The organism is Ruegeria sp. AH12, assembly GCF_056541465.1.
Map to the genome: position 1 here is coordinate 1 of NZ_JBQFYL010000232.1, position 517 is coordinate 517.

1 tRNA gene is annotated in these 517 nt (G+C 58.2%); it reads left to right on the plus strand.

Annotated elements, in window-relative coordinates:
* Window positions 1–242 precede the first annotated feature (242 nt).
* A tRNA-Thr gene (locus ACR0EL_RS22800) sits at window positions 243–318 on the plus strand.
* Window positions 319–517 lie beyond the last annotated feature (199 nt).

Consider the following 517-nt stretch of genomic DNA (forward strand, 5'->3'; position numbering starts at 1 on the left):
GTTTGACGATGGCCAGGGTCTCTTCCGGGTCGCGCAGCCGGTGGGTGTCTAGCACATAAGACTTCTGCGAATTCCCGGACATCCAAATGACCTTGCCAAATATCTGATAAACCATCGTAACCCGCCGGGCGGATCATGTTGGCGTCAGGATGCGGGATGAATGCGTAGTGGACAACCGCGCACCGGCCCGGCAATCCACGCTTGCATGACCCGCGCGCTGCCGTTAAACGAGCTTCCGCATCGCCTCAATAGCTCAGCTGGTAGAGCAGGTCCTTCGTAAGGACAAGGTCGGGGGTTCGAGTCCCTCTTGAGGCACCATCCTCTTGCGAAAAGTCTTACCCGCGCTCAGATACTCAGCTCGATACGCGCGCCCAGAAACCGCGATACCATCGCGTTTGTTTTGGCACGTGGGGTCAGGCATAGGGCGGTTGAGAGCCCGTCTGCCAATGCTGCCTGCGGGGCTGAGATTGATACAGCCTGATAGGTCGCACCCAACCCTTTCGGGTTCAGGATATGC